The organism is Sphingomonas sp. DC1600-2 (assembly GCF_049897605.1).
Taxonomy (GTDB): domain Bacteria; phylum Pseudomonadota; class Alphaproteobacteria; order Sphingomonadales; family Sphingomonadaceae; genus Sphingomonas.
The window spans coordinates 624,091-650,264 of sequence record NZ_JAFCWO010000001.1; the positions used below are offsets into that span (position 1 = coordinate 624,091).

General features: G+C 64.6%; 23 protein-coding genes. 20 read left to right on the forward strand and 3 right to left on the reverse strand.

Features of this window, described 5'->3' with window-relative positions; genetic code table 11:
* Positions 1–4: 4 nt before the first annotated feature.
* The 6 genes from ACP7BL_RS02875 to ACP7BL_RS02900 all read left to right on the forward strand — a co-directional run bounded on the left by ACP7BL_RS02875 (position 5) and on the right by ACP7BL_RS02900 (position 6,554).
* Positions 5–703 (forward strand): DUF6629 family protein, encoded by a 699-nt coding sequence (locus ACP7BL_RS02875; protein WP_033963711.1) that lies wholly within the window; start codon positions 5–7, stop codon positions 701–703.
* Positions 704–829: 126 nt separating this feature from the next.
* The gene (locus ACP7BL_RS02880; protein WP_426257571.1) at positions 830–2,473 is read left to right on the forward strand and encodes an FAD-dependent oxidoreductase; all 1,644 of its coding nucleotides are present in this window, start codon (positions 830–832) and stop codon (positions 2,471–2,473) included.
* The gene (locus ACP7BL_RS02885; protein WP_341202886.1) at positions 2,470–2,772 is read left to right on the forward strand and encodes a UBP-type zinc finger domain-containing protein; all 303 of its coding nucleotides are present in this window, start codon (positions 2,470–2,472) and stop codon (positions 2,770–2,772) included. The genes ACP7BL_RS02880 and ACP7BL_RS02885 overlap by 4 nt, the downstream gene beginning before the upstream one ends.
* Positions 2,773–2,933: 161 nt before the next feature.
* Complete coding sequence (locus ACP7BL_RS02890; protein WP_426257572.1) at positions 2,934–3,737, forward strand: universal stress protein; 804 nt, start codon at positions 2,934–2,936, stop codon at positions 3,735–3,737.
* A 12-nt stretch (positions 3,738–3,749) separates the two neighbouring features.
* On the forward strand, positions 3,750–4,919 hold the full coding sequence (locus tag ACP7BL_RS02895; protein WP_426257573.1) for a L,D-transpeptidase family protein: 1,170 nt from the start codon (positions 3,750–3,752) through the stop codon (positions 4,917–4,919).
* Between the two features lie 75 nt (positions 4,920–4,994).
* Complete coding sequence (locus ACP7BL_RS02900) at positions 4,995–6,554, forward strand: AAA family ATPase (protein ID WP_052192125.1); 1,560 nt, start codon at positions 4,995–4,997, stop codon at positions 6,552–6,554.
* Positions 6,555–6,570: 16 nt separating this feature from the next.
* Here the strand turns inward: ACP7BL_RS02900 and ACP7BL_RS02905 are convergent, their stop codons facing one another.
* The gene (locus ACP7BL_RS02905) at positions 6,571–7,350 is read right to left on the reverse strand and encodes a sterol desaturase family protein (RefSeq protein ID WP_126848373.1); all 780 of its coding nucleotides are present in this window, start codon (positions 7,348–7,350) and stop codon (positions 6,571–6,573) included.
* 186 nt (positions 7,351–7,536) lie between these two features.
* Here ACP7BL_RS02905 and ACP7BL_RS02910 point away from each other — a divergent pair, with 186 nt between their 5' ends.
* The 14 genes from ACP7BL_RS02910 (at position 7,537) to ACP7BL_RS02975 (ending at position 23,924) form a co-directional block, all read left to right on the forward strand.
* Positions 7,537–8,928, forward strand: coding sequence for an NAD-dependent succinate-semialdehyde dehydrogenase (locus ACP7BL_RS02910; RefSeq protein WP_426257574.1), 1,392 nt, complete (start codon positions 7,537–7,539; stop codon positions 8,926–8,928).
* A 35-nt stretch (positions 8,929–8,963) separates the two neighbouring features.
* On the forward strand, positions 8,964–10,043 hold the full coding sequence (gene adhP / locus ACP7BL_RS02915) for an alcohol dehydrogenase AdhP (protein ID WP_426257575.1): 1,080 nt from the start codon (positions 8,964–8,966) through the stop codon (positions 10,041–10,043).
* A gap of 211 nt (positions 10,044–10,254) precedes the next feature.
* Complete coding sequence (gene ccoN, locus ACP7BL_RS02920) at positions 10,255–11,910, forward strand: cytochrome-c oxidase, cbb3-type subunit I (protein WP_126847746.1); 1,656 nt, start codon at positions 10,255–10,257, stop codon at positions 11,908–11,910.
* Positions 11,911–11,920: 10 nt separating this feature from the next.
* Entirely contained in the window at positions 11,921–12,655 is a 735-nt protein-coding gene (gene ccoO, locus ACP7BL_RS02925) for a cytochrome-c oxidase, cbb3-type subunit II (RefSeq protein ID WP_426257576.1), read from the forward strand.
* Positions 12,652–12,819, forward strand: coding sequence for a CcoQ/FixQ family Cbb3-type cytochrome c oxidase assembly chaperone (locus tag ACP7BL_RS02930; protein ID WP_033963718.1), 168 nt, complete (start codon positions 12,652–12,654; stop codon positions 12,817–12,819). The genes ccoO and ACP7BL_RS02930 overlap by 4 nt, the downstream gene beginning before the upstream one ends.
* Entirely contained in the window at positions 12,812–13,741 is a 930-nt protein-coding gene (gene ccoP, locus ACP7BL_RS02935; protein WP_426257577.1) for a cytochrome-c oxidase, cbb3-type subunit III, read from the forward strand. The genes ACP7BL_RS02930 and ccoP overlap by 8 nt, the downstream gene beginning before the upstream one ends.
* Positions 13,741–15,258 (forward strand): cytochrome c oxidase accessory protein CcoG, encoded by a 1,518-nt coding sequence (gene ccoG / locus ACP7BL_RS02940; RefSeq protein ID WP_426257578.1) that lies wholly within the window; start codon positions 13,741–13,743, stop codon positions 15,256–15,258. Before ccoP ends, ccoG begins: the two co-directional genes overlap by 1 nt.
* Complete coding sequence (locus tag ACP7BL_RS02945) at positions 15,255–15,713, forward strand: FixH family protein (protein WP_426257579.1); 459 nt, start codon at positions 15,255–15,257, stop codon at positions 15,711–15,713. Before ccoG ends, ACP7BL_RS02945 begins: the two co-directional genes overlap by 4 nt.
* A complete protein-coding gene (locus ACP7BL_RS02950; RefSeq protein ID WP_126847753.1) occupies positions 15,710–17,830 on the forward strand; it encodes a heavy metal translocating P-type ATPase in 2,121 nt (706 codons plus the stop codon). Before ACP7BL_RS02945 ends, ACP7BL_RS02950 begins: the two co-directional genes overlap by 4 nt.
* Entirely contained in the window at positions 17,827–18,015 is a 189-nt protein-coding gene (gene ccoS, locus ACP7BL_RS02955; protein WP_033963725.1) for a cbb3-type cytochrome oxidase assembly protein CcoS, read from the forward strand. The genes ACP7BL_RS02950 and ccoS overlap by 4 nt, the downstream gene beginning before the upstream one ends.
* Positions 18,016–18,115: 100 nt before the next feature.
* Positions 18,116–18,343, forward strand: a complete 228-nt coding sequence (locus ACP7BL_RS02960) for a hypothetical protein (RefSeq protein ID WP_126847755.1) — start codon at positions 18,116–18,118, stop codon at positions 18,341–18,343.
* 59 nt (positions 18,344–18,402) lie between these two features.
* Positions 18,403–19,107 carry a Crp/Fnr family transcriptional regulator gene (locus tag ACP7BL_RS02965; RefSeq protein ID WP_033963729.1) on the forward strand — a complete coding sequence of 235 codons (705 nt, stop codon included), beginning with the start codon at positions 18,403–18,405 and terminating at the stop codon, positions 19,105–19,107.
* 101 nt (positions 19,108–19,208) lie between these two features.
* Positions 19,209–21,197 (forward strand): tetratricopeptide repeat-containing sulfotransferase family protein, encoded by a 1,989-nt coding sequence (locus tag ACP7BL_RS02970; RefSeq protein WP_426257580.1) that lies wholly within the window; start codon positions 19,209–19,211, stop codon positions 21,195–21,197.
* Between the two features lie 165 nt (positions 21,198–21,362).
* Positions 21,363–23,924, forward strand: coding sequence for a TonB-dependent receptor (locus ACP7BL_RS02975; RefSeq protein WP_426257581.1), 2,562 nt, complete (start codon positions 21,363–21,365; stop codon positions 23,922–23,924).
* Positions 23,925–23,964: 40 nt separating this feature from the next.
* Here ACP7BL_RS02975 and purU read toward each other — a convergent pair whose 3' ends face one another.
* On the reverse strand, positions 23,965–24,825 hold the full coding sequence (gene purU, locus ACP7BL_RS02980; RefSeq protein ID WP_426257638.1) for a formyltetrahydrofolate deformylase: 861 nt from the start codon (positions 24,823–24,825) through the stop codon (positions 23,965–23,967).
* A complete protein-coding gene (locus ACP7BL_RS02985; protein WP_426257582.1) occupies positions 24,825–26,150 on the reverse strand; it encodes a spinster family MFS transporter in 1,326 nt (441 codons plus the stop codon). Before ACP7BL_RS02985 ends, purU begins: the two co-directional genes overlap by 1 nt.
* Between the last annotated feature and the right edge of the window lie 24 nt (positions 26,151–26,174).

The following is a 26,174-nucleotide window of genomic DNA, read 5'->3' on the forward strand; positions in this document are numbered from 1 at the left end:
GCGCATGTGCTTTTCGGCCACCGCCAGCTTTACCGCCGCCGGGGTGCTGGCCACGGTCGGCGTGGCGACATTGCGCCATGTGCGTGAGCCGCGCGCGCTGTTATTCGCTTGTGTCCCGCTGCTGTTTTCCGCGCACCAGTTTTCCGAAGGCATGGTGTGGCTCGCGCTTGAGGGGCGGCTGGGCCCCTATGCACTCGATCATGCGGTGTTCCTGTTCACGCTCTACGCAATCGGCATCCTGCCGCTGCTGATGCCAGTCGCGGTGCTGCTGATGGAGCCTCCGGGATGGCGGCGCATTGCGATTTTGGGGACGGTTGCGGTCGGCGCGGTGGTGTTCGCTTGGGACATGTCGGGTCTTGTCGTCGCGCCGACCTGCGCCGTCATCGAGCAGCATTCGATCCGGTACACCAACCCGATCACCAGCCAATTGTGGGTGTCGCTGCTTTACATCTTGGCGACGTGTGGGGCGCTGCTGCTGTCCACCCACCGCGTGGTGCGGACCTATGGTGCGCTCAACGTGATCGGGCTGACGATCGTGCATCTGGTGAAGGGGTATGCCTTCGCCTCGGTGTGGTGCTTTTACGCCGCGGTGCTGAGCGTGGTGCTGTACCGCCAGTTCAACCGGCAGGACATCGATATCAAAACGCCCAACGGCACGACACCGGGTTTGCGGCCGTTCCTTCTGTCGTGGCTGCGCGGCTGAGGGGAGCGGTCGCGCCCCACCGTCCCTGTCGCGGGGCCTATATCTTGGTATAGTCGGCACGAATGGGGTCACCGCTATTGCGGTTGCGCGTTATGGTGGCTTCGCCCAGTCGAGAAAGGGGACGCAATGAGCACGCCCGATACACGCGCCCCGCAGATGTTTCCCGTGCTCAATGCCGCGCAGATCGCGACGGCGCGGCGCTTTGCCAGCGGCCCCGAACGCCACTTCGCGCCGGGCGAGCAAGTCTATGCGATCGGCGGACAGGATGCTCCGGCATGGCTGGTGCTGGAGGGATCGATCGACGTCGTCCGGCGCGATGGCTTGAACCATGAAGCGCCGGTTACGACTCATAATGCGGGGCAGTTTACCGGCGAGGTCAATCAACTGGCCGGGCGTGGCTCGATTGCTGCGGGTCACGCCGGGCCGAACGGCTGTGTGGCGCTGCCTTTCGATCCGGCGCATCTGCGCGCGTTGATGGTCGGGTCGGCCGATGTGGGCGAGATCGTCATGCGCGCGCTCATTCTCCGTCGCGTCGCGCTGATCGAGCAAGGCGGGGCGGGGACGATCCTGATCGGCGTGCCGAACAGCGCGGACGTCATCCGCCTCCAGGGCTTCCTGACGCGCAGCGGCTACCCCAATAAAGTGCTCGACGCGGCCGCCGATGCCGAGGGGAAGGCGCTGATCGAACGCATCGGAGTTTTGCCCGAAGACCTCCCGCTCGTGGTTTGCCCGAGCGGAGAGGTGTTGCGCAATCCGAGCAACCTGCAAGTGGCCACGTGCGTCGGCATGACACCCAAGCTCGATCCCGCGAAGATTTATGACGTGGCGATCGTCGGTGCCGGTCCGGCGGGATTGGCAGCGGCTGTCTACGCCGCATCGGAAGGCCTGTCGGTCATCGTTCTCGACGAACGTGCAATGGGCGGCCAGGCTGGCGCATCGTCGCGCATCGAGAATTATCTTGGCTTCCCCACGGGTATTTCGGGGCAAGCCTTGGCTGGTCGTGCCTTCAATCAGGCAGTGAAATTCGGCGCGGAAATCGCGGTGCCGCTGGGGGTGAAGGCGCTCGATTGCACCGCCGAGCGGATCGCGCTCGACCTGGTCGGCGGGCAGCAATTGCTGGCACGCGCAATCGTCGTCGCGTCGGGCGCGCGGTATCGACGGCCGGCAATCGCCAACCTCGCCGAGTTCGAGGGGCGGGGTATTTCCTATTGGGCCTCCCCGATCGAGGCCCGGCTTTGTGCAGGCGAAGAGGTCGCGCTGGTCGGCGGTGGCAATTCAGCCGGGCAGGCGATCGTATTTCTGGCACCCCAGGTGCGACATCTGCATCTTATTGTGCGGCGCAGCCTTTCCGAAACCATGTCGCAATATTTGATCGACCGGATCGCCGCGTTGCCGAACGTGCAGATCCATGTCGGCAGCGAGGTCGTCGCGCTGGAGGGCGATCCTGCGACCGGGCTTGAGTCGGCGGAGTTCCGAAATTTAGCCGACGGGACATCCCGTCGCCTGGCGTTGCACCACTTGTTCCTCTTCATTGGTGCCGACCCAAATACCGACTGGCTGAAAGACTGCGTCGACACCGACGACAAGGGCTTCATTGTAACGGGCGGCGGTGCCCGGTCGCTGGAAACCAGCCTGCCCGGTGTGTTTGCCATTGGCGACGTCCGCGCCGGCTCGACCAAACGCGTGGCTGCGGCGGTTGGCGAGGGGGCCGCCGTCGTCGCGCAGATTCACGCCCTTCTCGCCGAACGATCGACCACGGAGACCGTATGACATCCTGCCGTCACAGCATCACGATCAACGAAGTCACGCCCAGCGCGCGGGGGTGTGAGGAATGCCTGAAGATCGGAAGCGTCTGGCTCCACTTGCGCTTGTGCCGTTCGTGCGGACATGTCGGGTGTTGCGATCAGTCGCCGCATCGACACGCACGCGCGCATTTCCATGCGACCCAGCACCCCATCATCGAAGGCTATGATCCGCCCGAGGGCTGGGGGTGGTGTTACGTCGACCAGGAGGAAATCGATTTGCCCGACCAAACGCCGCAACGGGGCCCGATTCCGCGTTATTATTGAGCGACCGAGTGAGCATGGGCAATCGCCTCGCTGGCGTCGGAACAGCGCGGTTGCGCCTCGCGCGTTTCCATTGCCCGGCGGGTTCTGCGTATTAGTCCCAATGCCGATCTCTGGCGGTGAGCGGTATCGTGGCCCCGGTATCGATACCTACGGAGGCTGGCATGAAGACCATATTGCTGCTGCTGCACGACGATGGTGGCCAGGAGGCGCGCTTGCAGGCTGCGCTGGACCTGACACGCACCTTGGAAGGGCATCTGGTATGCCTGGACGTGACGATCATGCCGACCATGGTGGTTTCCGATGCGCTGGGCGATGCGGGTTTTGGCATGTTGCTGCAGGAGGAAAGGCAGCGCGAGAGCGCCAACCGCGAGAAACTGGAGGCCCGACTCGTTCATGAGGATGTGAGCTGGGACTGGCGCGATGCAACCGGCGAAGTGGCCCCGTGCCTGCGCGATGAAGCCGCGCTTGCCGATCTCATTGTCGTTAATCGCCAGTTGGAGGCTTGCCCGGTGCCCGACATGCGGGCGCTGGCGGGCGACCTGGTGGTAAAGACCCACATCCCGGTGCTGGCCGTGCCGGAGGATTTGAGTCGGCTCGATCTTGACCGGGCGCTGATCGCCTGGGATGGCTCTACCGCGTCGGCGGCAGCACTGCGGGCGGCGGTGGCGCTCCTGCGCCATGCCGAACGCGTGACGATCATCGCGATCGGCGACGAGTCCGACCGACTCCCCGCCGAAGCGGCCGCGGCCTATCTCTCTCGCTATGACATTCACGCAGAGGTCGAACATGTCGCGCTGGACGGGGCAAAGGTCGGCGATGTGCTGTTTGAACGGGTGTCGAGCGGGCACTTCGGCTATGTGGTGATGGGCGGGTTCGGCCATCACCGTGTTGCCGAGGCCCTGTTTGGTGGAGTTACCAGGATGATGCTGACGAAAAGCCCCGTGCCGATTTTCCTGGCGCACTGAACGATCTTGGGGATGTTCTTGCTCGTCCGCTTCGCTGCGGCCCTTTCGGTCGCGGCGAGCGTCCCGGTTGCCAGCGCGACACTCCAACAACCGGTGCCGCCCGCTGCGGCGCAGCCCCCGCGCTGGTCGGCCGGCGATCTTGCCGCGCTCGTCCAGGAAATCGGGCGGTCGACGCAGGAAGGGTTGAGTCCCGAGCGCTACGGCGCGACGGCGTTGCAACGCGCGATCGACCAGCGCGCGCCAGATCTGGAGGCGGAGGCCAGCCGCGCCGCACTGCTCCTCGCGCATGATTATGCGGAAGGTGCGGCATCCGCCGATGCGCGCAAGGGCTGGGAGATCGCACGCGATCCGATCGACCTGGACCTATGGCTGCGCGAGGCGCTCGCGCGGCACGATGTGGCCGGGGCGTTGCAAGCGCTGCTGCCGCGGTCGTCGGGCTATGCCGCATTGCGCGCCGCGCTGCCGGCTTGCGACACCCCGGCGCATTGCACGACATTGAAGGTCAACCTCGAACGCTGGCGCTGGTTGCCGCGCGCGCTGGGTGCCCACTACCTTTGGGCCAATCCGGCAGCGTATCGACTCGATCTGATCGAGGGGGACCGCGTCATCCAGAGCCACCGCATTATCGTTGGCAAGCCGACCACGCCGACCCCCGTGTTTGCCACGTTGGTGACCGGGGTGACCGCCAATCCGTGGTGGAATGTGCCGAGCAGCATCGTGTCGGAAAGCGTGGGTGCGATGGTGCGCAATCGCCCGGCCCAGGCCGCACGGCTTGGCTATGTCGCCACGCGCGGCGCGGGCGGTCGATTGCAAGTGCGGCAGCGACCGGGGCCGCTCAACGCGCTTGGCCAAGTCAAGATCGAGATGCCCAACGCCTATAGCATCTTCCTGCACGACACGCCGTCAAAGGGGCTGTTCGAGCAGGAGCGGCGGGCATTCTCGCACGGATGTATGCGGACCGAACACCCTGACGTGCTGGCGCGCACGCTGCTCGCACCGGAGACCGCGCGGAGCTTCGATCAATATCTGGCGCAGGGCACCAATCATACGTTTGCGCTCGATCGCCCGGTACCCGTCTACATCGTCTATTTCACCGCAGTGGCCGATCCGGCGGCAACAAGTGGCGTGGCGTATCTTGACGACGTTTACGGCCGCGATGCCGGGCTGGCGAAAGCAGCCTGAGTCTTTCACTCCAGGGCAACGATCCACGTACTCTTCCCGATAGAGCGGATCGGCGTCGCTGTTACCCTCCAGCCGATGAAGACCTCACCGCCTATTCCAGCGCCCGCGCCGGGCGAGCAGACAGAGACACTGGCGTTTCTCTCGTCGGGTGCCGCCTTTGGTCTCGCAAGTCCGCCCCGCCGGATCGACACCCATGCTGCGATCGTGTTTCTGTGCCCTGATCGCGCGTGGAAGCTGAAGCGCGCCGTGCGCTTGCCCTATCTCGATTTCTCGACACCGGCTCTGCGCGAACGCGCACTGGCGGCGGAACTGGCACTCAACCGCCGCACCGCTCCGATGCTGTATCGTGCGCTCCATCCTGTCCGGCGCGGCAAAACGGGGCAGTTGTCGATCGGCGGGGCGGGCGAGACGGTCGACTGGCTGCTCGAAATGACGCGGTTTCCCGACGGCGCATTGCTCGACGAGATGGCGGCGACGGCAGAGATCGACGATGCGCTGCTGCTGCGGCTGGCGGATCGCGTTCAACGCTTCCACGCCACGGAACCGATCGTCCGGACCGCGACAGCGGCAGAAGGCTTTCGCACCGTCGTCGAAGCGGCGCTGGATCGCCTGGGCGAGTTTTCGACGATCCTTGATGAAGCGCAGGTCGCCCGGCTGGGCGACGATCTGCGGAGACGGGTGGAGGAACTCGCGCCGCTGCTCGATGCGCGCGCAGTGGCGGGGCGGGTGCGGCATGTCCATGGCGATTTGCACCTCGCCAATATCGCGGTGCTCGATGGTGAGCCGACGTTATTCGACTGTCTCGAATTTGATGCCGAACTCGCCACCACCGACGTCCTTTACGATCTCGCCTTTCTGTTGATGGATTTGTGGCACCGCGGGCTGCGGCGCGCGGCGAACATCGTGTTCAACCGCTACGTCGACCTTTCGCCGGAGGATGAAGGGGGCGTTGCACTGCTGCCCGTTTTCCTGGCGACGCGCGCGGTTATTCGCGCGCATGTCGCCGCGACTCGCAGCACGCAGGCCGGCCGGGATAGCGCGCAGGACCGTGACGCGCGTGGCTATCTTGCCTTGGCGACGGAGTTGATCGCGCCGGTGCCGCCTTCGCTGGTCGCGATCGGAGGATTGTCGGGGACTGGAAAGTCGAGTGTCGCGCGCGGTCTTGGTGGAGAGATCGGTCGCGCACCGGGTGCCCGTATCCTGCGCACCGACGTGCTGCGAAAGCGCAGTGCGGGCGTCATGCCTGAAATGGGGTTGCCGCCCGCTTATTATGGGCCCGATACGACGGAGCAGGTCTATCGTCTGCTCGATCGGCTGGCCGCTGCGGCGTTGGCGCAGGGGAGTGCGGTCATCGTCGATGCAACCTTTGCCTCGCGCGATCAGCGCAATGCGATCGAGATCGTGGGGAGACGCGGTCGCGTGGCTTTTACCGGTATCTGGCTGGAGACCGATCTCCACCACCGCCTGGCGCGGGTCGTGGGGCGGCTGCATGATGCCTCGGACGCAAATGCGGCGGTCGTTCGCGGGCAAGCGGCGAAGGCCGTTGGACCGCTCGGCGACTGGCACCGTGTTGCGGCAGATGGCGCGCTCGATGACGTCTTGCGTGCCGTGCGCGCGTTGGTGCGCAGCGCCTGATGACAGATGCCGCGGCCTATACCTGCTTGTTGGCTGTCCGGCGGCGCGGATGGCCGACTGCGACGCCGCCGGACAGCCGTGCGACCCACGGGTAGCGCTGGGCAACCTCCTCGGTATAGCCGAGGTTGAACACGGTCGGGCTTTTCGTCGGTCGGTCGGCGCGCGAATAGAGCGTGCCGAACAGGCGATCCCACAGGAAATTGGTGATGCCGAAATTGCCATCCTCATCGTGGAAATGATGTTCGACGTGACGTACCTTCATCGTCGCCAGCCATTTGATCCGCGGCTTGTACGCAAGATGCTGGATGCAGTGGAAAAATTCGTAGAAGCAGGTGCAGAGCAGTCCGGTTGCGAACCCCGCTGCCGCGCCGCCGATCCCGCCGATCAGATAGCCGGGCAGGGCGGCAACCACGAGCAGCGTCGGCAGCGTGGTGTAGAGCGCGCCAAACAGCACCTCGAGATGATTGGGGTCGACATGATGGTCGTAGTGGATCCGCTTCCAGGTGGAGGCCAGAAACGGCACCTTGAACATCCAGTGGCAATGCAGCACCCAGCGGTGCAGCACGTACCAGATCAGCGGATAGGCAAACAGGATCAGTGCGACCGTCGCGACCGTCGGCAATGGTGCGGCGGGGTGCCACACGAACAGGCCGATCGAAAGCGCGGTCAGCGCCAGATAGGCGACGATGGTGTAATGCTGGAAATAGGCGACCACCAATTCGCGGAAGGTCATCCGGTCCAGATAATGCGACCGTGTCCAGAAGGTGCCGTTTTGGCCCGTGCGTGCGGTGTTCACTCGATGTCTGCCCGATCGTTCCGATTGGGGGCGAGCGATAGCGGTGGGGCAGGCGGCGGCGTTTGACCGCCATCAAATCGGCGATGGCCGCCGCCTCTAGGTAAAAATCCCAATATTCTAATGGGGTGGGGTGGCCGATCTGTGCGCCGTCGCGGGCCGACGCTTCCGGCGATCAGAGGATATTCCATGCCATTCGCAACGACCAATCCGTTTACGGGTGAAACCCTCAAGACCTTCCCGACTGCAACCGACGCCCAGGTGGTCGAAGCGATTGGCGCGGCGCACCAGGCGTTTCGGTCCTGGCGCGAGACGAGTTTTGCCGAACGCGCGCGGATCATGACCAATGCGGCGGCGATCCTGCGGCGCGACAGTGCGTCGCTGGCCGCGATCCTGACGCTGGAAATGGGCAAATTGCTGAGCGAGGCGAAGGCTGAGGTCGAATTGTCCGCCGCGATTTTCGACTATTATGCCCGCCATGCCGAAGCCTTGTTGCAGCCCGAGCGGCTCCCCGTTGCCGACCCGGCCGAGGGCGAGGCGATGCTGGTGTACGAGCCGCTGGGCGTGTTGCTGTGCGTCGAGCCGTGGAATTTCCCTTACTATCAGATCGCGCGCATCATCGCGCCGCAGCTTTCGGCGGGCAACACGATGCTGCTGAAACACGCCTCCAACGTGCCGCAGAGCGCCGCCGCTTTCGAAGCGTTGATGCTCGAGGCCGGGCTGCCCAAGGGCGCGTTCATCAACCTGTATATCGACCATAAGCAAATCGAGCTGATCCTTAACGATCCGCGTGTGCAGGGCGTGGCGCTGACGGGCTCGGAAGCGGCTGGCGCAAGTGTTGCCGCAGCGGCGGGCAAGGCGCTGAAGAAGTCGACGATGGAATTGGGCGGGGCCGATGCCTTTGTCGTGCTGGCCGATGCCGATCTGGAAAAGACGACGAAATGGGCGGTGTTCGGTCGCCACTGGAATGGCGGGCAAGTGTGCGTGTCGTCCAAGCGCATGATTATCGTCGATCCGGTCTATGATGCCTTTCTGGAGGGCTACACCAAGGGTGTCGCCGCGTTGCGCATGGGCGATCCGTTCGATCCCGAAACCACGCTTGCCCCCCTGTCGTCGCAGAGTGCTGCGGATGACCTGAAGGCGATGATCCGCAAGGCGGTCGAACATGGGGCCACCGCTACGGAAGTCGGGCCGGAAGCGCCCAATCACGGTGCGTTCGTGCGACCGACGATCCTGACCGACATCGGTGAGGACAATCCGGCGCGCTATTGGGAGTTCTTCGGTCCGGTCTCGATGCTGTTCCGGGCCAAGGACGAGGCGGATGCGATCCGCATCGCCAACGATTCGCCTTTCGGCCTCGGTGGCTCGGTGTTCACTGGCGACCCGGCGCATGGCGCGGAGGTCGCCAGGAAGATCTCGACCGGCATGGTGTTCGTCAACCATCCGACGATGGTCAAGGCCGACCTTCCCTTCGGTGGCGTCCGCCGCTCGGGTTATGGGCGCGAGCTGCTCGGCCTCGGTCTCAAGGAATTCGTCAATCACAAGCTGATCGACGTCGTCGATATCGACGCCCCGTTCTGACGCCCCTTAGAGTTCCCCCGAAAAGGAAGCAGATCATGCAAAAGACCATGAAAGCCGCCGTTGTCCGCGAATTCGGCAAGCCGCTGGTGATCGAAGAAGTCACGGTGCCGATGCCGGGGCCGGGCCAGATCCTCGTCAAGATCGCCGCGACCGGTGTGTGTCACACCGATCTCCATGCCGCCGAGGGCGACTGGCCGGTCAAGCCCAACCCGCCCTTCATTCCGGGCCATGAGGGCGTCGGCCACGTCGTCGCGGTTGGCAGCGGCGTCACCCATGTCAAGGAAGGCGACCGCGTCGGCGTGCCATGGCTGTACAGCGCGTGCGGGCATTGCGTGCATTGCCTGGGCGGCTGGGAAACGCTGTGCGAGACGCAGCAGAATACCGGCTATTCGGTCAATGGCAGCTTTGCCGAATATGTGCTGGCCGACCCCAATTATGTCGGCCATCTCCCCGACAATATCGGGTTCGTCGATATCTCGCCCGTGCTGTGCGCCGGGGTGACGGTTTATAAGGGCCTTAAGGTCACCGATACCAAGCCGGGCGACTGGGTGGCGATTTCGGGCATTGGCGGGCTCGGCCATATGGCGGTGCAATATGCCAAGGCGATGGGGTTGAACGTCGTCGCGGTCGACATTGACGATGCCAAGCTGAAGCTGGCCGAGGAACTCGGCGCGAGCCTGACGGTCAATGCCCGCAACGCCGATCCGGCCGCCTTCATCAAGAAGGAGATTGGCGGCGCACAGGGCGTGCTGGTCACTGCCGTCAGCCCGATCGCGTTCAAACAGGCGATGGGCATGGTGCGGCGCGGCGGCACGGTGTCGCTCAACGGCTTGCCGCCGGGCGAATTCCCGATGTCGATCTTCGATACGGTGCTTAACGGCATCACCGTACGCGGGTCGATCGTGGGGACGCGGCTCGATCTCCAGGAATCGCTCGATTTCGCCGCAGCGGGCAAGGTGCGGGCAACGGTGACGACCGACACGCTGGAGAACATCAACGATGTGTTCGGCCGGATGCACCGCGGCGAGATCGAGGGCCGCGTGGTGATCGATTTCGAAAATCCTCCGGTCGCGGCGAATGCGACGGCTGCGGCAGCCCTGGTGTCAGCGGCCTGACACGCGGTTCAGTCGATGGATCATGGACGAGGCCGGGCCTATGCCCGGCCTCGTTTGATTCGTGCGGCTGCGCGGCCACCACCGATGCCGCCGAACCGCGTGACTCTACGTACATCCGCCGTTCAGAATCCGCAGTAGCGGTTTGACGAAGGTCAAGGGCCGCGTCGGCTGACGTGGCCATTGGCAAGCTGTAGTGGCTGCGGAGGCGCGAATGGACGGAATCGTGATGAGGGCGGTGGCCTGGCTCTTGGTGGCCTTCGCGGCGGTGGGAATGTCCGCCTGCGCGATCGACCAGGGCTTTGCCATCCAGATGGGAATCGTCGCGCTGGCGGCATTTATCGCTGCGTTCTACGCGATGCGTCGCGTTGGCAATCCCGCGATTGCTGCGGACGGGTCCTTGCCCGCCCCGCGCGATCGCTATGATGACGAGGTCATCCGCTGGGGCGTGATCGCCACGGTGTTCTGGGCGATCGTCGGCCTGCTGGTCGGCGTGGTCATCGCCTCGCAGCTCGCCTTCCCGCTGCTCAACCTCCATTCGGAATATACCACCTTCGGGCGCTTGCGGCCGCTGCACACATCGGCGGTGATCTTCGCCTTTGGTGGCAACGCGCTGATCGCGACGAGTTATTATGTCGTCCAGCGCACCTGCCGCGCGCGCCTGGCTTTCCCCTGGCTCGCACGCTTCGTGTTCTGGGGCTACCAGTTGTTCATCGTGCTTGCGGCGACGGGCTATCTGCTCGGCATCACCGAGGGCCGCGAATATGCCGAGCCCGAATGGTATGTCGACATCTGGCTGACGATCGTCTGGGTGTCGTACCTCGCGGTCTATGTCGGCACGATCGTGCGCCGCTCCGAACCGCACATCTACGTCGCCAACTGGTTCTATCTCGGCTTCATCATCACCGTCGCGATGCTGCACCTCGTCAACAACATGACGGTGCCGGTGTCGTTCTTCGGCTCCAAATCCTATTCGGCCTTTGCCGGCGTGCAGGACGCGCTGACGCAGTGGTGGTACGGCCATAACGCGGTCGGCTTCTTCCTGACGGCCGGCTTCCTCGGCATGATGTACTATTTCGTGCCTAAGCAGGCCGAACGGCCGATCTACAGCTACCGGCTGTCGATCATCCACTTCTGGTCGCTGATCTTCCTCTACATCTGGGCCGGGCCGCACCACCTGCACTACACCGCGCTGCCCGACTGGGCGCAGACGCTCGGCGAAGTGTTCTCGGTGATGCTGTGGATGCCGAGCTGGGGCGGCATGATCAACGGCCTGATGACGCTCAACGGCGCATGGGACAAGATCCGCACCGATCCGATCATCCGCATGATGGTGTTCGCGCTCGCCTTCTACGGCATGGCCACCTTCGAAGGGCCGATGATGTCGATCAAGGAGGTCAATTCGCTCAGCCACTATACCGACTGGACGATCGGCCATGTCCATTCCGCCGCGCTCGGCTGGAACGGCATGATCACCTTCGGCGCGCTGTATTACATGACGCCACGCTTGTGGGGCCGCACCCGGCTGTATTCGTTGCGGATGGTGAACTGGCACTTCTGGTGCGCCACGCTCGGCATCGTGCTCTACGCCTCGTCGATGTGGGTGGCGGGCATCATGCAGGGGCTGATGTGGCGCGAATATGGAAGCGACGGGTATCTCGTCTATTCCTTCGCCGAAGTCGTCCAGGCGATGCACCCTTACTATCTGATCCGCACGACGGGTGGGCTGCTCTACCTCACCGGTGCGCTGATTATGGCCTGGAACATCTGGATGACGATTGCGGGCAAGCTCCGCGACGAAGCCCCGATGTCGTCCCCGGCCTTCGATCCGGCGCGCGACCGTCCGCTCCAGCACGTCCCAGCAGAATAAGGGCGCGACCATGGCAAATCTTCTCAACCGCCACAAAGTGATCGAGCGCAACGTCACGTTGCTCGCCGTGTTCGCTTTCCTCACCGTCGCCATCGGCGGCATCGTCGAGATCGCTCCCCTGTTCTGGATCGACTCGACGGTGACCAAGGTGGAGGGCGTGCGGCCCTACACCCCGCTCGAACTCGCCGGGCGCGACATCTACATCCGCGAGGGATGTTATGGCTGCCACAGCCAGATGATCCGCCCGTTCCGCGACGAGACCGAGCGCTACGGCCATTACAGCCTGGCTGCCGAGAGCATGTACGATCACCCGTTCCAATGGGGATCGAAGCGCACCGGGCCGGATCTGGCGCGGGTCGGCGGGCGCTATTCGGATGGCTGGCATGTCCAGCATCTGAAGGACCCGCGCGCGGTGGTGCCGGAATCGATCATGCCGCCTTATGCCTTCCTCGCGGATCGCGATCTCGATGTCAGCCACATTGGCGATCACCTGGTCGCGTTGCGCCGGGTCGGGGTGCCGTACACCAATGAGGAAATCGCCAAAGCGGCCGACGACGTCACCACGCAGGCGACGGGCGAAGGCGACACGGCGGGTCTCGTCAAGCGCTATCCCAAGGCGCAAGCGCGCGATTTCGACGGCAAGCCCGGACGCGTGACCGAGATGGATGCGCTGGTCGCCTATTTGCAGGGCCTTGGCACACAGGTCGATTTCAAGTCGGCCGCGCCCCGGGAGCAAGCGCGATGACAACCTACGATCTGCTGCGGGAATTCGCCGACAGTTGGGGGCTGATCCTGATGGGGGTCGCGTTCCTGACCTTCACCGGCTGGACCTTCCTGCGTTCGGTCGCCGCCGAGCATGAACGGGCGGCAAACAGCATCTTCGAACAAGAGGACGAAGTGGATGGCTGACGAAAAGCGCATCGACGAGCCCACCGGCACCAGCTTTGTCGGGCATGAATGGGACGGGATCGAGGAACTCGACACCCCGATGCCACGCTGGTGGCTATACACCTTCTACGCCTGCATTGCCTTCGCGGCGGTGATGGTCGTGCTCTATCCGGCGATCCCGATGTTGCATAGCGCGACGACCGGGGTGCTCGGCTGGTCGAGCCATGGCGATCTCGACAAGGAAATGGCGGCGGATCATGCGCGTCGCGCGCCGGTGATGCGCGCGCTGGCGCAAACGCCGATCGAAAAAATCCCGGACGATCCCAAATTGCTGCGCGCGGCGCAGGAGGGCGGGCATTCGGCGTTCAAGGTTTATTGCACGCAGTGCCACGGCGCGGGGGCCGCCGGGGCCAAGGGCTATCCCAACCTGAATGACGATGATTGGCTATGGGGTGGTGATTTGAAGACCATCCAGCAAACGCTGCTGCACGGTGTCCGCCAACCCGGCGACGAGGAAACCCGCATGTCGCAAATGCCGGCCTTCGGCCGCGACGGAATCCTCAAGCCTGACGAAGTGCAGGACGTGGTCTCCTATGTCCGTGTGCTGTCGAAGCAGGAGCGGGCGACCGCATCGTCGAAGCGGGGTGGGGCATTGTTTTCCGCCAATTGCGTGGTGTGTCATGGGGATGCGGGCAAGGGAACCCGTGCGATGGGCGCGCCCAATCTGACTGACGGCATCTGGCTCTACGGCGGGGACCGCGACACGATCACCGAGACGGTGACCAACGCCCGTTACGGCATCATGCCGGCCTGGGGCGCGCGGCTTGATCCGGTGACGATCAAGATGCTGGCAATCTATGTCCACTCGCTGGGCGGCGGCGAAAAGACGCCGGTGGATCCCGCTCCGGAGCCTGCGGCGGCACCGGCGGTCGCGGCCCGCTGATGGTCCATCCGCGGGACTTGACCGGTGACGGCCAACAGTTTTTCGAGGCGCGCCGCAAGGTGTTCCCGAAGGCCGTGGACGGTCCGTTCCGGCGCTTGAAATGGGCAATCATGCTGATCGCGCTGGCGATCTACTACGTCACGCCGTGGTTGCGCTGGAACCGCGGCCCCTATGCGCCGGATCAGGCCGTGTTGGTCGATCTGGCGCATCGGCGCTTCTACATGTTCTCGATCGAGATCTGGCCGCACGAATTCTATTATGTCGCGGGCTTGCTGATCATGGCCGGGATCGGGCTGTTCCTGGTAACCTCGGCGGTGGGGCGGGCGTGGTGCGGGTACGCGTGCCCGCAAACCGTGTGGACCGACCTGTTCGTGCATGTCGAGCGCGCGATTGACGGGGACCGCAACGCGCAAATCAAGCTGCAGCGCGCGCCCTGGGGGCCGGCCAAGGTCGCGCGGCGGATTGCCAAGCACACGATCTGGCTGGTGATCGGTGCGCTGACGGGCGGTGCGTGGATTTTCTATTTTGCCGACGCGCCGACGCTTGGCCAGGCCTTCGTGCAGGGAAGCGCGCCCTTCGTTGCCTATGCCACCGTGGGGGTATTGACCGCCACCACCTATATCTTCGGTGGCCTGATGCGGGAGCAGGTGTGCATCTACATGTGCCCGTGGCCGCGCATCCAGAGCGCGATGCTCGATGAGAAATCGCTGACGGTGACGTACAAGGCGTGGCGGGGCGAGCCGCGCTCCCACGGGCTGAAACGCGCCGAGCCGCTGGCACAGATGGACTCGGCGACGCCGTCGCTGGTCGCGCTGCTCGAACATCCCGAACTGGCGGACCGGGTCGGGGATTGTATCGACTGCAACGCTTGCGTCGCGGTGTGCCCGACTGGAATTGATATTCGCGAAGGGGCGCAGATCGGCTGCATTACCTGCGGACTATGCATCGACGCGTGCGACGGCATGATGGCCAAGGTCGGACGGCCTCCACGGCTGATCGGCTATACCACCGACCTCGACGCCCGGCGGGCTCGGGCGGGGGAGGCGGCGGTGCCCGCGCTCAAGCGCTTGTTCCGGCCGCGCACGCTTGTCTATTTCGGTGCCTGGGCGGGGATCGGCCTGGCGATGCTGTTCGCGCTGGGCAATCGTGAGCGGATCGGCATTGGCGTGCTGCAGACGCGCAATCCGCAATGGGTGCGCTTGTCGGACGGCAGCATTCGCAATGGCTACACCGTCAAGGTCCGCAACATGGAGGAGCGGCCACGCTCCGTCGAAATCGCGATCGATGGTGTTCCGGGCGCGGTGCTGTGGACCGAGGCGTCTGGCCGCAGTGGTGCCGCGCGAAGCGTGCACGTCAACGTCGCGCCCGATCAGGTCGCGCAAGTGCCGGTGTTCGTTACCGCGCCCGGTGCGGGTCCGGCGCGTTCCGACCTTGGCTTCACCGTCCGCGCGCTGGATACTGAAGGTGGAACCGCGCGCGACAGCAGCTTTTTCGAACGTCCGGAGCAAACGCCATGACCCGTCCCTTCACTGGTTGGCACATGACCGGTATTGTCGTCGCGATGTTCGGCCTTGTCATTGCGGTCAACGTGCTGATGGCGAGCTATGCCATCGGCACCTTTGGCGGGACCGTCGTCGACAATAGCTATGTCGCCAGCCAGCGTTTTAACGACTGGCTGGCCGAAGCGCGGGCGCAGCGCGCGCTCAAGTGGAATGTCGATGCTACGGTCGATGGTGACCGCGTGGTGATCGTCACCGCGCTCGCGCCGCATGGCCCGCTCTCCGATGCTGTGGTCACGGTGCGCGCAACGCATCCGCTTGGCCGGATGCCCGAGCGGGATTTGGCCTTCCGATCGGTCGGCAACGGTCGGTTCGTGTCGACGACGGCGCTCCCGGCGGGGCGCTGGCTGTTGCGCGTCGATGTCCGCCACGGTGCCGACGATGCGCGCTTCGACGACGAGATTCCGGCATGAGTGCCGCAGCGCCGCTCGAAACATCGATCTTCACGGTCGACGGGCTGCGCTGCGCGGGCTGTATCGCCAAGCTAGAAAAGGGCCTGCCGGAGATTTCGGGCGTCGCGTCGGCCCGGGTCAATTTCACCAGCAAGCGCGTCCGGATCGAGCACGCCGCCAACGTTGCCGACGACGATCTGCAGGCCGCGATCGGGCGGCTGGGTTTTTCGGCGCAACCCTTTGTCGGGGAAAGCGAAGCCTCGGCCAATCGCGAAAGCCGCATGTTGATGACCGCGCTGGCGGTCGCCGGGTTCGCGGCGATGAATGTCATGCTGCTGTCGGTGTCGATCTGGTCGGGCGCGGATGGCGCGACGCGGACGCTGTTCCACTGGCTCTCGGCGGCGATCGCGCTGCCGGCGGTCGCTTATGCGGGGCGGCCCTTTTTCAAAAGCGCATGGGGTGCGCTGCGGCATGGGCGCACGAACATGGACGTGCCGATTTCGATCGGCGTCGTCCTGACGCTGTCGATGAGCCTGTACGAAACCGTCATCGGCGGCGCGCACGCCTATTTCGACGGCGTGACGATGCTGCTGTTTTTCCTGCTCGCCGGGCGCTTTCTCGACAGTGCGATGCGCGTGCGGGCAGCGGACGGGGTGGCGGCGCTGATGCGACGCGTGCCAAGCGAAGTGCTGGTACGGCGGCCCGATGGCAGCACCGAACAGCGCCTTGCCGCCGAACTCGCGCCGGGCATGCGGCTGCTGATCGCGGCGGGCGAACGGATCGGGGCCGATGGCGTGGTCGAGGCCGGGCGCAGCAGTGTCGACCGCTCGCTGGTGACGGGCGAGAGCGTCCCGGAGGTGGTTGCCGTTGGCGACACTGTGTTGGCGGGGACGATCAACCTCAGCGGCCCGTTGACCGTGCACGTGACGGCGGCGGGCGAGGCGACGATCGTCGCCGATATCGCGCGGCTGATGGAGACCGCGACGCAGGGCAAGTCGCGCTACGTGCGCATCGCCGATCGCGCGTCGCAATTATATGCGCCGGCGGTGCATACGCTGGCGGCACTGAGCCTGGTCGGCTGGCTGATCGCGGGGGCGGGGCTGCACCAGGCGCTGACGATCGCGGTCGCTGTGCTGATCATTACCTGCCCGTGTGCGCTGGGGCTGGCAGTGCCGATTGCCCAAGTCGTGGCAGCGGGCGCGCTGATGCGTGCCGGGGTTCTGCTCAAGGACGGATCGGCGTTGGAGCGGCTGGCGGCCGCCGATACCGTGCTACTCGACAAGACCGGCACCGTTACGCTCGGCCACGTCGTGCCACTGGGCGGGATGCCCACCGGCGAGCAAGAACGCGGCGTATTGCTGGCGCTCGCCGAGGCGAGCCGTCACCCGCTGGCGGTGGCGCTGAGCGATGCGCTCGCACGCGATAGCGTGGTCGCCGCCGCCGTGACCGATCTGGTCGAGCATCCGGGGATGGGCGTGGAGGCACGGCTCGGAGACGCGGTCGTGCGATTGGGGCGACTCGACTGGGTGGGGTCGCTCGTGAATAGTGCAGCCATGGCGACCGCATTTCGCATCGGCACTGGCCCGGCCCACGTGATGACGTTCGGGGATGCCTTGCGGCCCGATGCGCTCGCCGCGATCGATCGTCTCCGCGCAGAAGGGTTCGCGCCGCGCTTATTGTCGGGCGATTCGGCGGCGGTGGTCGAGACGATCGGCGATACGCTCGGTATCCACGGCAGCGCGCGGATGGACCCTGCCGACAAATGCCGCATCGTCGATGATTTTGCGGCACGCGGGCGCAAGGTGCTGATGGTCGGCGACGGACTGAACGACGGTCCGGCGATGAAGCGTGCGTTCGTCAGCATGGCCCCGTCTTCGGGCACGGACGTCAGCCAGCTTGTCGCCGATCTGGTCTTCTTTGGCGAAAAATTGATGCCGGTGCCGATCGCCGTCGCCGCCGCGCGCCGGACGATGCGGGTCGTGCGGCAGAATTTCGCGCTGGCGATTGGTTATAATGTGCTGGCGGTGCCGCTGGCGATCGCCGGGCAAGTGACACCGTTGCTCGCCGCGCTCGCCATGTCGGGATCGTCGCTGATCGTGGTCGCCAATGCGCTGCGTTTGCGCGGGGTCGCGCGATGACCGGGCTGGTGGTTCTGATTCCGGTGGCGCTGGCGTTGGGGCTGGCGGGGCTGGCGGCGTTCTTCTGGGCGGCGCGCTCGGGGCAGTTCGAGGATCTCGACGGGGCCGCGCTGCGCATCCTGATCGACGAGGAGGATCAGCCCGTGCTTGCCAAGGCTGTCGATCCGGTACCTCCCCATGCTTGATCGGGGTCAAACACCGGGCGCGGTGAATCGGCGTACAGAGACGCTCATGCCCTGTTCCACCCCTTGCCATTCTACGCGGTCTTCGCGGGGCGGTGCGGCCTTGGCGTTGGTCGCGTTGCTGGGGCTGGCGAATGCCACGGTGGCGCAGGCGGGGGTGCCGGGCGATAGCATCACCGCGGCGATCTGCGGCGGGCATGGCACCGTGACGATCCCGCTCGGACGTTCGGGCGAGCCGCCCGGCCAGCGGCGCGACTGTCCGACCGGCTGCCACGCGATGTGCAGCCGCAGGACGGCGGCCGATCTGATCGACGACGGCGAGGGTGACTGAGCACGGCATCGGGACAATTACGTACAGGCGTGGGGCGCTGTTCCTGTGATAGCAGGGACATGGGGACGCTCACCAACAGATGCGCGGAATGCGACGTTCGCGACATGGGCCTTTGCGGCGCGGCGGATATCGACGAACTGTCATCATTGAGCGCGATCGGCCGACGGCGCGCGGTCGCGGCGGGGCAGGTGCTCACCTGGGCGGGCGACGACAATGTGGTATGCGCGAACGTCGTGTCGGGCATCCTCAAGGTCACCGCCTCCACCTCTGATGGTCGCGAACAGATTGTCGGCCTTGTGTTTGGCGGCGATTTTGTCGGGCAGCTTTTCGAAGAAACGTCGTCGCTGACGGTCACCGCACTCGTCGATAGCGATCTGTGCGTCTATCCGCGCGAGCGCTTCGAGCGTGTGGTGGCCGAGGTGTCGGCGATCGAACGAACCTTGTTGCGCCGCACGGTCGCGTCGCTGAACGAGGCGCGCGAGCGGATGCTGACGCTGGGCAAGCGTGGCGCGCAGGAGCGCGTTGCCGGTTTTCTGCTCGATCTGGTGGATCGGACGGGGGTGCGGTCCGCCGACGGATCGCTCAGCATCGATGTGCCGGTCAGCCGGGGCGATATGGCGGATTTCCTCGGGCTGACCATCGAAACCGTCAGTCGTCAATTGACGCGACTGAAGGTGCTGGGTGCAGTCACGCTCGCGCGGGGTGGGCGAGCGATCGTCGTCAGCGACCGTGCCGCGCTGGAGGCGCTTGCCAATCCCGATTGAGCGTGCGGCGAGACGCTTGATCGCGATGAAAGGGCCGCCTTTGTGGATTTTAGGCGCGGCGGTGGATAGGCTTGCGTTTTCCCCTCTGGCCTTGCGGGACCATGACGCTGCCCAAACCCGGTCCTTCTCCCGAATTGCGCGAGGCCCGGCGGTTGCTCGGCGTCGATCCGGTCGCGGCGGTGGAATATGCGCGGCGGGCCGTGGCGGTGGAACCGCAATCGTTTGAAACGCGCTTTCTGCTCGGCGCGGCGTTGCGGCGGAGCGGGGAAATCTCTGCGGCTTGCGCTGTGCTGGCACCGCTGGCGACGGTGCGGCCCGCTGCGTGGGGCTTGCACTACGAATATGGAACGGCCTTGGCGGCGCTCGGTCGGTCCGATCTCGCCATCGCCGCGCTGGAACGCGCGACCAGCGCCAATCCGCAATCGTCGCTCGCGTGGCATGCGCTGGGGGACCAGCTCGCGCTGCGCAACCGCGCCGACGCTGCGGTCGCAGCGCAGATGCGCGTGGTGCCGGGCTATGTCGGCGATGCCGCGCTCGCCGATGTCGCGAGTGCGCTCTTCGCGCGCGAGGACCCGCGCGCTCGCGCGGCGCTGTGGACGCGCTTCGGGCTGGACCTGAACGATGTCGCGGCTGTCCGTCTGTTAGCCGATATCGGCATGCGCCTGGGGCATTTCGCGGCGGTCGAGCCGTTGCTGGCCGCGGCGGTGGCGACCGCGCCCGCTTTCGCGCCCGCGCGGTTCAGCCTCGCCCTCACGCTGCATCGGCTCGAACGCGGAGCGGAGGCCCTCACCGCGATCGAGCCGGTGGTGGAGGCGTATCCGGGCAGCGCGATGGTGGTCGGTTTGCAAGCGGCGATCCACATGCAGCTCGGCAATGTCGCGCAGGCAATCGATGCGTATGAAGGCGTGGTGCGGACGACGCCCGAGGATAGCGAGATGTGGCATGCTTATGGCCACGCCCTGCGCGCGATCGGGCGACAAAGCGATGCTGTCGCCGCCTATCGTCGCGCCATCGCCATTGCGCCCGGCTCCGGTGAGGCATGGTGGAGCCTCGCCAATCTCAAGACGGTGCGCTTCGACGCCGAAGATATCGCGCGGATGCAGGCGCTGCCGAAAGCGGCCAGCGCCAATCCCGGCGACCGCGCCTATCTGGATTTCGCGTTGGGCAAGGCGCTGGAGGATGAGCGCCGCTATGCAGAGGCGTTCGACCATTATGCACGCGGCAATGCGGCGCGAAAGCGACTGGAGCCGCACGATGCCGCGGCGCATCGTCGCTTCGTTACGCAATCGATCGCCGCGTTCGACACTTCGCTGTTCGCGCGAGCGGCGGGCGCTGGGTGCGATGCGATCGGCCCGATCTTCGTCGTTGGCATGCCGCGATCGGGCTCGACGCTGGTCGAACAGATCCTCGCCAGCCATAGTCAGGTCGAGGGCGCGTCGGAGCTGCCGACGCTGACCGCGCTGGCGCGGGACTTGGCGGTCGCCAATCCGGGCTATCCTTCTTCGATCTCGCAAGTGCCGCTTGAGACGTTCGCCGAGCTTGGACGCGCCTATCTAAAGCAGACCGAGGTGTATCGCAGCGGTGACCGACCATTGTTCGTCGATAAATTTCCCGGCAATTTCCTGCACGGCGGCCTGATTCATCTGATGCTGCCGAACGCGCGCATCATCGATGTCCGGCGGGATCCGGTGGCGTGCTGCTTCTCCATTTTCAAGCAGGCGTTCGCGCGTGGACAGGCCTATAGTTACGATCTTGAAGATTTGGCCCATTACTATCGCGACTATGTTGCGCTGATGGCGCATTTCGATACGGTCTTGCCGGGCAGGGTGCACCGCATTGTCTATGAAGATCTGGTGGACGACGCCGAGGGTGAGATCCGCCGTCTGCTCGATCATTGCGGGCTTGCTTTCGAGCCGCACTGTCTGCGCTTTTTCGAGACCGGACGGAATGTGCGCACGCCCAGTTCGGAACAGGTGCGCCGCCCGATCTTCCGCGACGCGCTGGACCAGTGGCGTGGCTTCGAGCCGTGGCTTGGCCCGTTGATCGAAACGCTCGGCCCCCTTGCCAGACCCGTCACCGATCGGCCATAATCGCAATTTGGAATGCCCCTATCTGATTATTATCCTTCTCGCTTTTCGGGAATCGGGTGAGCTTCTTCAATCGGGGATCAGATCCAAATTCTCCGTAAGCAAAAGGCATGAAGCCTGATGCGGCAGCGCGAGGATCTGACGGGGCGTTTACGACAAGGGGGGACTATGACGAAGTTTCATGCTCAATCCGGCCCGTTGGGCCGTCGCACGCCTTTGCTTGCTACTTTGCTGGCATCTGCGGGAGGCTTGGCGCTGCTGGCACCGCAAGCGGCTTTTGCTGCGGCAGACCGTGCTGCCCCCCTTCCCGATACGGGCGCGGCGGCAGCTTCGTCTGCACAAACGCCCCCCAAGGACGGCGAGCTGACCGACATCGTCGTCACCGCAACGCGCTCGGGGGCGGAATCGCTGCAGAAGGTGCCGATTGCGGTGTCGGTGGTGAATGTCGATCAGGTCACCAAATCGGGGCAGGGCAATCTGTCCGATCTCGCCAAATTCACCCCCTCACTCGTCATCACCGAAGGTGCGCCGGGCTTCAATAAGTTCAACCTGCGCGGGCTTGCGACGGGCGGCTATGTCACGTCGGACACGTCGGATCGTCCGCTGGTCGCGGTCTATCTCGACGACACGCCGATCTCGGTGCAGGGGCAGACGCCTGACCTGAAGGTCTATGATCTCGACCGCGTCGAAGTGCTGCGTGGGCCGCAGGGCACGCTGTTCGGTGCGGGTTCGATGGCGGGCACGGTGCGCTTCGTGACGGCGAAGCCCGATGCCAGGAGCTTCTTCGGCACCGCCGAAGCGAGCGGCTCGACCACCGAGCATGGTGCCGGCAGTTACAATGTTCGCGGCATGGTCAACATTCCGCTGATCAAGGATCAGCTTGCGGTGCGCGGCAACATCTTCGTCGGCAACGATGGCGGCTTCATCGACAATATCGGCCAGCACAAGGTCGACAACGCCAATAGCAACCGCTCGACCCAGGGCAGGGTCGCGGTACGCTGGACGCCGACCGACGCATTGGTCGTCGATGGAAGCTTCACCTATGAGGACAGCCGCGCCAAGGGGCTCAACACCGGGCTCAATGGCCTTGCGCCCTACACCTATGAGAGCAATGGCGCGGAGGGTACGCGCGACCTGTTCAAGCTCTACACCGGCGGTTTCGATTATGATGCGGGCTTTGCCAATCTGATCGTCACCGGAGCGTATACCGACCGCAAGATCGGTTTCAACGCGAGCCCCGATCCGCAGATCGGCTATTATTTCGCCAGTTATTACGCGCCCTATACCGGGGCCGGCAAATACCCGCTGTATAACCCGCCAGCCAGCTACAACCACGCCGTCACCAGCCTGATCCCGGCTGAAAACTATACGATCAACCAGAAGCTCAACGATTTCATGGCCGAAGCGCGGCTGGTGTCGAAGAACGATGGCCCGATCAAATGGACGGTCGGCGCTTATTACGAAAAGCAGAACCGGCATCTCGTTCAGGACATTCCGGTCGCCGGGTTCGATACGCTATCCTACCAGAACGCCGCATTCGGCCCGTTCGCAACGCCGAGCGGCCTGTATGACTCGAAAACCGTCGATGGCGCATTCAACTCGAACGACATTTTCTCAGGCCTGCAGGACGTCCACGAGCATCAGTTCGCGGCATATGCCGATGGCACCTGGCACGTCACGGATCGGCTCGATCTGACCGCGGGCCTGCGCTACTTCAATTTCAAGGAAAACTATTATCTGTACGAAGGCGGCGCGTTCGGCGTGCTGCTCGGCAAGGATGCGCAGGGGCGGACGACGGGCATCACCCAGTCGATCACGTCCACGCTCAAATCGAACGGCGTCAATCCGCGCGCCAACATCTCCTACAAGCTCAATGACAATGTGCTGGTCTATGCCGAAGCGGCGAAGGGCTTCCGCTATGGCGGTGCCAATCAGCCGGTGCCGCTCGGCACGGCGGGACTGGCCGGGCGCTGCACGACGCAGCTCAATGCCTATGGCTATACCGCCGCGCCGGGGACGTTCGGGCCCGATAAATTGTGGAACTATACGATCGGCGAAAAGGCCAAGCTGGCCGGCGGCCGCGTAACGCTCAACGCCAGCGCTTATTATATCGACTGGTCCGACGTGCAGACGCGGTTGCGGCTCAACTGCTCGTATTTCTTCACCGACAATAAGGGCAAGATCGCCAGCAAGGGCGTCGAGCTCGAGGCGGCGGTCAAGGCGACGCGCAACATCACGCTCAACGGCAGCTTCTCGTTCAACGATTCGAATGCGCGCGGCGATATTCCGACGGTCGGCGCGTTTGACGGCGACCGTACGCCCTATTCGCCGCAAGTGACCGCGTCGGCAGGGGCGTTCTACGATACCGATCTCGGCAGCGGGTCGTTGCATCTGCAGGCGACGTATAAATACATCTCGTCGCAGCAGACGACGTTCAACAATTATTCGACCACGCTTGACCCGAAGACCAAGCAGCTGATCATCGACAAAACCAGCAATGGTGGGGCCAGCCAGACCTTCGCCGTGATCCCCGAAAGCCATAATGCCAGCGCGTCGGTCACTTACGACATCGGCCAGTTCGAATTCGGCGTTTTCGGCAACAATCTGTTCGACGGCGTCAAGGTGATCGATATCCAGCGCGCGACTTACTATGCGATCTATCAGGCGGGATCGCGCGTGACCTATGCGCGCCCGCGCACGATTGGCGTGCGGGCTAAGGTGAAATTCTGACCGGGCTGGGGAGGGCGGCAAACCGCTCTCCCCATCGCCTTCAGTCGCGGAACACGATCGTCCGCGCGCCATTGGCCAGCACGCGTCCGCTCAGATGGAGACCAACCGCGCGCGACAGAACGCGGCGCTCGATGTCGCGGCCCTTGCGCACCAGATCCTCCGCCGTGTCGGCGTGGCTGATCCGTTCGACATCCTGTTCGATGATTGGCCCTTCGTCGAGATCGCCGGTCACATAGTGCGCGGTCGCCCCGATTACCTTCACCCCGCGCGCATGGGCCTGATGATAGGGCTTGGCCCCTTTGAATCCGGGCAGGAAGCTGTGGTGGATGTTGATGCAGCGGCTGGCGAATTTGGCTGCGAGATCGTCCGACAGGATTTGCATATAGCGCGCCAGCACCACCAGATCGGTGTTCGCGGCCTGATGGATCGCCCAGATCTTGGCTTCCTGTTCGGCCTTGGTCGCGGGGGTGATCGGCAAATGGTGGAACGGAATGCCCGCCAGATCGAGTGCGGAAAAGGTGTCGGCCGGATGGTTGGAGACGATTCCGACCACCTCCATGTCGAGCTCGCCGATGCGGCGGCGGTAGAGCAAGTCGACCAGGCAATGGTCGAACTTCGACACCAGGATCAGCACCCTTTGTCGGGCATCGGCCGGGCGGAGCGTGAGCGTCATGCCATAGCCTTTGGCAAGCGCGTCGAACCCGCTGTGCAACGCCGCCGCATCGCCGTCGCCGGGGATGGAAAAGGCGGTGCGCATGAAAAAGCTGGCCGAATCCACGTCGTTATACTGGCTGGAATCGGTGATGTTGCCGCCGCACGCCAGAATGTGGCCGGACACGGCGGCGACGATGCCGGGCCGGTCCTGGCACGACAGCGTTAAGATAAACGGCTGAACGGGCATCATGTCTCCGCAGGTTTAGGGGCGGCGTCCATGCCGAAGGTCCGCACGCGTAGATCGTCGACCGCATAGCTGCGCACGCTCGTCCAATAATGATAGGCCGCCCAGAAACCGGTGAGCGACAGCGCCAGCAACGCATAGCGCAGCGATGCGGCATTGCCGCCCAGCGGCCCGGTCAGCATGTCGCTGATCCAGCCGACGACGGTGGGCGCGATGATGAGGTTGGCGACATTGGCGGTGAGCAAACTGATCGCCATGCCTTGTGCGCGCATCGGGGCCGGCATGAAATTGAGCAGCAGCGCCATGGTCGGGCCGACATAGAGATAGATCGCGGGCACCACGATCCACAGCATCGCCGTCGCCACGGTGAGCGAATGCGTCCAGTAAATCAGGAAGGACGGGATCGTCGATGCCGCGACGATGACGGCGAGCAGCCGGGCGATCCATTTCGGATCCTGCATTTGCGGCAGCGCGAGGATGGCGCTGGTGGCGATCGTCGCGACCGTGCCCGCCCAGAAATAGATCGTGCCGAGGCGCGCGCCCGCCTCTGCGGTCGATAGGCCATAAGCGCGCTCGAAATAGGTCTGCGTCCAGAACAACAGGCCCCAGCCCCACAGGCAGATCACCGTGCCGGCCGCGTTGATGTGCCACGCCGATCGCTGCGTCCACAGGAAGCGGCATGTCTCGACAAAGCTCGCGGCGGGGGCGCTGTCTTCGGTGACCAATTCGAAGCGGCCGCGTACCGGCTCGCGCACGGTCAGCAGGATCAGCAGGCCGAAGATCACGCCGGGCACGCCGAGCGCAATGAAGGCCGCGCGCCAGCTATGGAAATGCTCGACGATTGCACCCGCCAGGCTCGACCCCATCCACGCGCCGAGCGGCAGGCCCAGCGCATAGATGGTCAGCGCATAGGCGCGCCTTCCGCGCGGGAAATTGTCGGCGATGATCGAGGTCGAGGGCGGGGTGCCGCCAGCCTCGCCGATGCCGACCGCGATCCGCGCCAGCAGGAATTGCAGATAGTTTTGCGTCAGGCCGAGCAAAGCGGTCGCTGCCGACCAGAGGATCATCGCGCCTGCGACGATGTTCCGCCGATTGGCGCGATCGGCAAAGCGCGCGATCGGCAGCCCGACGAAGATATAGAAGAAGGCGAGCGAAACGCCGGTCAGCCAGGCGACGCCTGAATCGCTGAGGCCGAACTCCTTGCGGATCGGTTCGAGCACGGTGGCGACCACGTAGCGATCGGCGATATTGACCGCATAGACCAGCCCCAGCACGAGGACGACATACCAGCGCGCCGATTCCAGGCGCGGTGTCGTCGATGTCATCATGCTGGCCCCCATTGTGTTCGTTTC